The sequence below is a fragment of the Novipirellula sp. genome (genome assembly GCF_041583735.1).
Taxonomy (GTDB): Bacteria; Planctomycetota; Planctomycetia; order Pirellulales; family Pirellulaceae; genus Novipirellula.
Genome location: NZ_JBFHFD010000380.1, coordinates 1 through 8,408, shown reverse-complemented (window position 1 = coordinate 8,408; position 8,408 = coordinate 1). Strand labels below are relative to the sequence as shown.

General features: G+C 56.4%; 9 protein-coding genes. 1 reads left to right on the top strand and 8 read right to left on the bottom strand.

The window, feature by feature from the left end; all coding sequences use genetic code 11:
- On the bottom strand, positions 1-559 hold a 559-nt coding region (locus ABX962_RS23235), incomplete at its 3' end, for an RNA polymerase sigma factor (protein WP_372722761.1).
- 258 nt (positions 560-817) lie between these two features.
- On the opposite strand from ABX962_RS23235, the gene ABX962_RS23230 reads away from it, so the two are divergent.
- Complete coding sequence (locus tag ABX962_RS23230) at positions 818-2,377, top strand: arylsulfatase (protein ID WP_372722760.1); 1,560 nt, start codon at positions 818-820, stop codon at positions 2,375-2,377.
- Here the strand turns inward: ABX962_RS23230 and ABX962_RS23225 are convergent.
- The 7 genes from ABX962_RS23225 to ABX962_RS23195 form a co-directional block, all read right to left on the bottom strand.
- Positions 2,267-3,739 carry a PQQ-binding-like beta-propeller repeat protein gene (locus tag ABX962_RS23225; RefSeq protein ID WP_372722758.1) on the bottom strand — a complete coding sequence of 491 codons (1,473 nt, stop codon included), beginning with the start codon at positions 3,737-3,739 and terminating at the stop codon, positions 2,267-2,269. The two genes, ABX962_RS23230 and ABX962_RS23225, sit on opposite strands and share 111 nt — an antisense overlap.
- Positions 3,740-3,788: 49 nt before the next feature.
- Complete coding sequence (locus ABX962_RS23220) at positions 3,789-4,229, bottom strand: hypothetical protein (protein ID WP_372722756.1); 441 nt, start codon at positions 4,227-4,229, stop codon at positions 3,789-3,791.
- A gap of 84 nt (positions 4,230-4,313) precedes the next feature.
- The gene (locus tag ABX962_RS23215) at positions 4,314-5,078 is read right to left on the bottom strand and encodes a hypothetical protein (protein WP_372722754.1); all 765 of its coding nucleotides are present in this window, start codon (positions 5,076-5,078) and stop codon (positions 4,314-4,316) included.
- Positions 5,079-5,176: 98 nt separating this feature from the next.
- Entirely contained in the window at positions 5,177-5,764 is a 588-nt protein-coding gene (locus tag ABX962_RS23210; protein ID WP_372722752.1) for a hypothetical protein, read from the bottom strand.
- A gap of 319 nt (positions 5,765-6,083) precedes the next feature.
- On the bottom strand, positions 6,084-6,578 hold the full coding sequence (locus ABX962_RS23205) for a hypothetical protein (RefSeq protein ID WP_372722751.1): 495 nt from the start codon (positions 6,576-6,578) through the stop codon (positions 6,084-6,086).
- A complete protein-coding gene (gene hisH / locus ABX962_RS23200) occupies positions 6,575-7,204 on the bottom strand; it encodes an imidazole glycerol phosphate synthase subunit HisH (protein WP_372722749.1) in 630 nt (209 codons plus the stop codon). The genes ABX962_RS23205 and hisH overlap by 4 nt, the downstream gene beginning before the upstream one ends.
- Before the next feature lie 108 nt (positions 7,205-7,312).
- Positions 7,313-8,408: iron-containing alcohol dehydrogenase (locus ABX962_RS23195; protein WP_372722747.1), on the bottom strand; the 1,096-nt coding region annotated here is incomplete at its 5' end.

Here is an 8,408-nt window from a genome sequence, read left to right as displayed (position 1 = left end):
CCTGCCACAATTGTCGCAATGCGGGGGCGTTGCGAAGTGATTTCCTCGCCTCGCGAACACGTTGATAAACGGCATCGACCGAACAGTTTTCAATCTCTGCAACATCCGCAGCCGACAATCCTTCGATTACCATCAGCACCAACGCGGTACGTTGCTTGTCGGTCAAGTGTGCGAGTGCATGTTCGAGCTCACTTCGAGTCTCTTGCTGAGTGAGCACGATGTCGTGTGATTGATTGGTTGCTGCGACACGGGTGACGTCCGCCGCCGCGTCGAAATGCTTCGAGCGAGTTTTTTGGCGACGAAGGTCACTGCGAATCGTGTTCATTAGGATTGTGTACGACCATGTGCGAAAGGTTGCCCGCGTGTCAAAGGAATCGATCCAGCGCACGACTTTCAGCATCGTTTCTTGTGCCACATCTTCGGCCTGACTGTCGCTCAACATCATTGCCCGAGCCGTCCCATAGAACTGCGACAAATAGCGTTCGGCTAATTCCGCCAACGCGGAAGACTCTCCCCGCTCGCGCCACCGATCGATTAATTGCTCATCGGATTCCGGCATAAGACTTAGAGAATCAGTGTTCAAAGGGCGGCATGAGGACTCTTCACACCCCCCTTATACTCCGTCGCGTGCGAGCCCTGAGGTCGAAAACTTGGAAATTTTTAGAGGGACTCTTCACGGTCCGTTGCCGTCTGAGTCACAATGAGGGGGCGGTTGGCGATCCCGCGTTGTCGCTGAATCGGTTAAATTGTCTCACGAAAACGCTCTCCTCGACCTCTAGCCTTCTACTAGTCCATGTTGCCCATGCCCCACTCGCAAATGAAACGTCGCTCAAGATTGGCCCCTTTCAGCCGATGGATCGGAATGGCCATTGTCTCGATTTGTACAACCTGCTCGATCGGATCGGCGGCCGAGACGCCGGAGTCCTCGGCCCATCCCAACGTTATTGTCGTGATGGCCGACGATCTTGGGATTGGCGACGTTTCGCCGACCAATCCCGACTGCAAAATCAAAACTCCGCATCTGCAACAGATGGCAGACGAGGGGCTCACGTTTCTCGATGCTCACACCCCCAGCAGCGTCTGCACTCCGACTCGATATGGTTTGCTAACTGGTCGTTACAACTGGCGTTCGCGACTTGCCCGCGGCGTGCTCAATGGTACCAGCGAGCACTTGATTCCCGCCGACCGCCCCACGCTTGGGCATCTGATGCAAGCAGCGGGGTATCACACCGCGATGATTGGCAAGTGGCATCTCGGTTGGGATTGGCACATGGACGGCAAGCGGATTGATTTCACGCAGCCGGTGAAGAACGGTCCTGATATCAACGGTTTCGATCAGTATTATGGTCACTGCGGGTCGCTAGACATGCCGCCTTATGTTTGGGTCGACACCGGTCGTGTGACGGCACAGCCCGATCGCGAGGAAGGCGTCACGAAGAAGCAGGATGCGTATGGTTGGTACCGTAATGGGCCGATCAGTCCTGATTTCAAAATCGATGAAGTGCTGCCTCATCTGTTCGACAAATCGATGACGTATGTCAAAGAGCGAGCAGCGGATGCCAAAGCGGGCAAACCGTTCTTTCTATACTTGCCTCTACCCGCACCTCACACGCCGATCGTTCCTGTGCCGCCGTATAAGGACGCCAGCGGGATGAATCCGTATGCCGACTTTGTCATGCAAGTCGACGCCCACATGGGGCAACTATTCGCCACGATCAAAGAAGCCGGACTCGATGAAAACACACTCGTGATTTTCACCAGTGACAACGGATGTTCACCTGAGGCGAACTTTAGAGTGCTGAAGGAACATGGGCATAACCCCAGTGGAAGATATCGTGGGCATAAAGCCGACATCTACGAAGGCGGCCATCGCGTTCCTTTTATCGCCCGTTGGCCAGAGCGTATCGAGGGAGGGCGTACCACCGACGCACTGGCGTGTTTGACCGATGTGTATGCGACACTCGAGGCAATTACAGGGCAAGAAAAGAAGGCTCTTGGAGGTGAAGACGGCTTTAGCTTGTTGCCCGTGTTCGAGGGAGCCGAGACTTCCGGGCGTCGCACCCTCATCAGCCATTCGATCGGCGGATTTTTCGCCATTCGCGAGGGATCATGGAAGCTTTGTTTGTCCAGCGGCAGTGGCGGATGGAGTGCTCCGAATGAAGGTGCAGCCAAAAGGCAAGGATTGCCGCCGATGCAGTTGTTCGATCTGAAGGCGGATCCTGCCGAGACGAATAACTTGGTTGCAACGCATCCCGAAAAAGTACAATCAATGCTGCGTCTGCTGCAGGTCGAAGTCCAATGTGGACGCTGTACCGAAGGGGAGCTGTTGAAGAACGATCGCGATATCCAATTCCTTCCCGACGGCGTCAATCTCTAAAAAAGGTGTCGGACACCTTTTTGGAAGGATAGGCAATTTGGGGTGTGTATAACGCACGCAGATGACGGCGTTGCCCACGCGTAATAGGAAGGCGTCGTCGGTGACGGCGACGCCGTACAGCGTCGGTTTGCTAAACATCGCCGCGGCGCGTTGACGCTCTTCGCTCGTTTCTTCGGCCAACTTGGCTTCCGGCGGCAGCGTGTCGTCGCTCCATGTCGTGTTCTCGGCCAAGATTTTGAACTCTCGGCCGGCGGCCAAGACGGTGACCAGTCCGTCCTTGCCAAAGAAGTAGACACGGTTTCCCACGCCAAAAGGTGTCGCCCAGCTCGCTTGTTTGATTCGCTCGGTGTAGACCTCTTCGCCCGTCGTGACATCAAAACAGTAAACAACGCCTGAACGATTGATCCAGTAGGCCAACCCCTCATGCACGATTGGCGAGGCCCAGGTGGGCGTCGCTTTAGCGGCTGTCCATTTTGGGGTCGCTGTCCAAGTGTCGCCATCGCGAGTGACTTGCATCAATCCATTGGAATCGGCTGCCGATCCCGCATTCTCGCCGTTGCGACCGGGTGAGGCACCAATCAGAAAACGTCCGCCGCCGATATCAATCGGCGTCGTTGATGTGTTGCCTCCGACGTCTTCGAATGACCACAGTAATTTTCCGGTTTCGGGGTCGTAGCCATCGACGGTGCCAGCCGAGCTGACGACGACTTGCGGCTCTCCCTCGACTTCGATGATCGCCGGCGAACTCCAGCTACGTCGTGGTTCTCGCGACGCCTTCCACAGCCTTTTGCCGCTTTGTTTATCGATCGCCAACAGACTGCTCGGTCCATCATGTTCCAGCAACACAAACAACGCCGATTCGGTTTGGCAAGGCGATGCCCCCAAACCGAACTCGGCAATAAAGGGGCCTTCGTCTTTCGCCAGCGTTCGTGTCCACAGTTCTTTGCCGGCGTGGTCGTATGCAACGCAGTCGCCGCTCTCAAAGAACGCGATCACGCGATGTTCATCGACCAAGGGCGTGGGGGCAGCCCGGCTGATGTAATAGCTGTTCTTTTCCGGCGCCGAGTTTTCGATTTGTTTGTGCCACAGTTCGCTTCCGTCGGTGGTGTTTAAACAGACGACGTGGTAGGTGTTTTTCTCGGGACCTTCGACACTGGTTATAAATGCTCGGTTGTCCCAGACCACCGGGCTCGATTGTCCGTGACCGGGAACCGGTTTGATCCAGGCAAGATTCTCGTTTGGCGACCAGGTCAGTGGCAAGTTGCTCGCGTCACGAGGTCCCGCACCGGCACCAAGAAACGCCGGCCAAGCGTCCGGTGTGCTGGCCGAAAGTCCAATCCAAATGGCAAGGAAGTAAAACATGGTGAGTTTCTCTCAGGAGAGGGGGGGAGTTCAAAGTGGGAGAGGGAGACTACTCCGTGTCGTCGGCCGGAGCGTACTCGACGTCGATGACGATATTGTTGGTGGTGGGCTGAACCTCGACGACGATTTCGGAAGTTTGGAAATCGCGATATTTGGGATGCAAGATCGATTTGGGCAGCAGTCCCGGTCGCTCGACTCCGGTGCCAATGACCGAGTCCGCGATCACGACCACGCGGTGGGTGCCTGCGATCGCCCCATCATCGATTTGGTAGGTGCCAAGAAAAAAACTGCCGTCCGGTGCAATCTCACCTGTCGCTGTGACAGGGTTTTTCACTCCCGAGATCTCGAATTCGATCGTTCCTTCGCGAAGCAATTTACCATCGGGAAAGCGGACGACGCCGCTGACCGGATAAGTAGTGGTTTCCCTCGACGAGCAACCGGGAAGCGAGAGTATCACCACCGGCAACAAGAGACACAGTGCACGCAACATTATCGCAAGATTCCATAAACGTGATGAGAGCCGGCACCGAACGAACCTGTTTGGCCAGCACGCGGTTGTGATCCTAACCGATCCTTAGCGATCGAGCAGCAGTGACCACGAAAATCGCAATTCGTCTCGATGTTTTTCGATCGCTTTGTTAAGCTTCGCCACGATTCGATCATTCTGATTTTCGATAAAACGCTCGACCAGGACCTCCTGCATTATTTCGCCCCAAGCTTCTGCGGCATCGCCGCCGATCTTGCTGACTCGGTCGATCTCGAACGAAACCAGCGTCAGCTTGGCGCCCTCGATGTTCGGGTGGGCGACCACGGCGGGTGGTATTTCGCTGTAATCGAGATACAGCCCGATCGTGGAGGTCAGTTGCAACTGCACTTTCATACGTCCGGTCACCGTCACGCTGTAGAGTTTGACGCCCAGGTTCCAGCGTTCGACTTTGGCAGTGAACTGCATCGGCGTTTCAGTCGTGGAATCAATCCGCCAGTAATCCTGGTCGTTCAGCGTTGCGGAATTGATTTTCGTGGTGGCGGCATTCGGTGCGGTCGCCTCAGGCAGCTTGATTTCATAACGAATCCAGCGTCCGTGGTTTAGCTGTTTGAATCGTCGATGCGTTTTTAGTTTCAGCCCATCAAATTTCGCGTGGACACCGGCCCATACTTTTTTTGTATCGCCCCAGTCCTTGTCTCCCGTATAGACGGGGGGAACTTCTTGCATCGCTCGCGTCGCAAGCCACTGCATTGATTCCTTGGCTTGTGATTCGGAAACCGAAAGAGTTTGCTGTGCGGTAGTTTGTTGTGCCACAACCAAGTTGGCCGATAGTTTTAGCGTGAGAGCAACCATCAGAATGATCGCCCCATGTCCAAGTCGCGTTCCCTGCGACTTGGAGCCGACATTGGCTGCGCTCGCTGAGGCAGTTTTATTCGTCAGCGAGCTCGGTATTAGCGATAGACCACGCAGAAGTAGACGCCATCGCGTCCTGTGGCCATCGCGGCGCCGGCGACCCGCATGCGTGGATCGTTTGTAAAGCAAGCCGATACTCCCGAGGGTGAATAGGAACTTGACCATCCGACTCCTTCGTACATACCAGGGGCGAACGATCCCGGTGGATGGTTTTTCAGTCCTTGCGACGCCATCAACGCGGCACGCCGCTCGGCGACCGCTTGCAATTGCGGATCAAAACCGAGCGATCCAATTCCGTTGCGAGCCCGCTGGGCGTTCAGCGTCGCCAACACGTTGGACGTCCCACCACTGGGGGCAATCGTCGATGTTGGGATCGTACTGGAATACGATTGCCCAGGCCCAGATTGAATTTGTGCCGGCTCGATTTGCCCTGGCAACGATTGGATTCCCGTGGGATTTGTCCACGAAGTTTGCGTGACCGACGCAGGCGGGGCGGTGTGCGAATGCACCTTTCCGCACTTCGGGCACACGTATTGGTTGGACGCCAGTACCACGGTGTTGGCGGCCACGTTGGTTGCCAACATTGCACTGGCGGTCATCAGTCCAGCCAAAGCCACAGACAGCATTCGAAGCATACTACTTCCCTTTTCTACGAACCAAGAACTTTCATTTGACGAGAGTCGTTGGCCGAACGAGAAAGTGGCACGGTCTTGGTGTTCGATACGAGCGTGCCCAGAATCTCAGCCAATCAACGAGCCAACGAAAATGCAAACTTTGCCGATTGGGCGAAAGGGGGGCGTAGGGTAGAGAGGACAAGTTTCGCTAGAGTTTTATTATCGCCAGCGTAGTAAATCGATTGCTCTACGCGAGTTACGACTGCAAGATTCAACGAAGAATTCGCTTGGCATCGTAGGCAAGACACGCAAGATAGGCGGAGTGGATCCGCTAGCAACCTTTGATGCAGTAGGTCCAGCGGAGGGTGCCAGGTGAGTCGGCCGCAGCGGGACGGATCTGCGTTCGGTCACCAACGATGCTCAGTTCAGAACCGTCGCCCGGCTCGATTTTGAACCGTGGGTTTGTGTGGTAGGTGCTGCCCAGAAACTCGGGCGTTTGTTTGCAGCGGCAGGCGAAATCAAAGAAAAGCGTGGGCTCGGTGGCCGATTCCTGCCAATGCACACTGACGCTCCAGTGGCTGACGCCAGCGGATCCGACGCCCAGCAGTGCATCGCCGACCGGCAGCGATTCGAGCGAAAGTTGTTGGATCGGCGGCGAGCAAGGCCACGCTTGATCGGCCGTGCCGTTGACGCTGGCCATCGCAGCGTTTTCGTCGCTGGACGCTTCGCCGCCCAGGATCTGGTGAACGAAGCGGTCTTCGCACCAACGGAATTCGACTCGCAGCGATCCATCGAGGGACGTCAGGGCAAGAGGAGCGGAGGTCACGCCGTCACCTCATTTCCGGTCGGCAGGCTGGAGAAGGCCGACAACAGTTTCAGTCCGTCCGCTTGGCTCTTTTCGGGGTGAAACTGCGTCGCGAACAGGTTGTCTCGCCAAACCATCGCACAGAACGGGCCGCCGTAGTCGCACGTCAACGCTACGACCGAGGGATCCGTCGGACGCACGTAATACGAGTGAACGAAATAGAAGTGGGCTTCGGGGCTGATGTCCTTCAGCAGCGGTGGTTCGGTTTGGTGCGTCACCGTGTTCCAGCCCATGTGGGGCACTTTGTAGGACGACGGTAATTCAAATCGAACCACGTCTCCCTTCAGCACGCCAAGTCCCTCGTGTTCACCGTGCTCGAAACCGCGTTCGAACAGCAGTTGCAGTCCTAGACAAATGCCAAGGAACGGCTTTCCGGAATCGATAAAATCGCGGATCGGGCCGGCCAAATCGCGGCGGCGGATCTCGGTCATCGCGTCCCCGAACGCTCCGACGCCCGGCAGGATCAGCTTCTCTGCCTCGGCGATTTCTTGAGGATCGGAACTGATTCGTGCAGAGCCACCGACGCGTTCAATTCCTTTTTGAACGCTGCGGAGGTTTCCCATCTGATAGTCAACAATGGTGATCATCGTGGTACAGGCAATGACTTTTGGAAGAAATGTGAAAGAACCGTGCGAAAATAGGCGTGCTCGACAATATCGGTGAGGACGTATTCTCGCAACCTGTGGTTCACATTCCTAAGCGACCGCGTGGTAGAGCGCGCGTGCTTTTTCGGGGTCCAGCTGGACGGGGTTGAACGTCCCGGTCCACTGTTGGAGTGCTTCTTCGGCCAACGCTTCGATCTCGGACGATGGGATCGACAACTGTTCAAACGACGTGGCCAGCCCCGCGTCACGAAGCCACTCGGTGACCTTGTCGGCCAACCGTGCAGGAGCATTTTCGTTGGAGGCGGTTGGGTCGATTTCTCGCAGCAATTCGGCATACCAATCGGGATGATCCAGCCCGTTCAGCCGAATTACCGCCGGCAACATCAATCCGACGGCTTGCCCATGCGTGATGTCATGCCGAGCGGTCAGCGGATTTGCGGTCGCATGGGCGGCACCCAGCATCGAGGTTTCGATAGCCATGCCGGCAAAGTGGGCCCCGAGCTGCATTTGGCTGCGTGCCTCGCGATCATTCGGATCGGCCAAAACCCGCGAAAAACCTTGTGCCAACAGCCCAAAGGCGCGTCGCGAATAGGTCGTCGACATCGGATTGCGGCGTTTGGTCACGTAGGTTTCGATCGCATGCGAGATCGCATCAATCCCTGTTAGCGCCGTGACCGATCGGGGCTGGGTCATGGTCAAATCGGGGTCCAGGATCGCGATTCGGCAAGCCGCTCGAGGGTCGCCGCACGGCATTTTGACATGCGTTTTGGCATCGCTGATCAGCGCAAATGATTGAGCTTCGCTGCCGGTTCCCGAGGTGGTTGGGATGGCGATCATCGGCAATAGATCGGTGGTCGCGCGGCCGACCCCCTGGTAATCGTGAATCGTCCCGCCACATGAATAAACGAAATTAATTCCTTTACAGCAATCCATACTGCTGCCGCCGCCGAGCCCAATCAGCAAATCGGGTTTGACCTTGGCCGCGTGGCGGACTCCGGCGTCGACCATCTCCGAGGTGGGGTTTTCGGCAAAATCGTGAAACGACTCGACCTTCAAACCGCTCGCTTCGAGCGAGGCGACGGCGTGTTCGAAATGGCCTGCTTTGATCAATCCAGCGTCGCTGACGACCATCACGCTTTTAGGGCGAAATTCGCTCGCTAATTCGCCGAGTCGTGAGAGCGTTCCT

Coding starts and splice junctions, on each gene's coding strand:
- ABX962_RS23230 (WP_372722760.1), top strand. CDS start 818: ATGAAACGTCGCTCAAGATTGGCCCCTTTCAGCCGATGGATCGGAATG.
- ABX962_RS23225 (WP_372722758.1), bottom strand. CDS start 3,739: ATGTTTTACTTCCTTGCCATTTGGATTGGACTTTCGGCCAGCACACCG.
- ABX962_RS23220 (WP_372722756.1), bottom strand. CDS start 4,229: ATGTTGCGTGCACTGTGTCTCTTGTTGCCGGTGGTGATACTCTCGCTT.
- ABX962_RS23215 (WP_372722754.1), bottom strand. CDS start 5,078: ATGGTTGCTCTCACGCTAAAACTATCGGCCAACTTGGTTGTGGCACAA.
- ABX962_RS23210 (WP_372722752.1), bottom strand. CDS start 5,764: ATGCTGTCTGTGGCTTTGGCTGGACTGATGACCGCCAGTGCAATGTTG.
- hisH (WP_372722749.1), bottom strand. CDS start 7,204: ATGATCACCATTGTTGACTATCAGATGGGAAACCTCCGCAGCGTTCAA.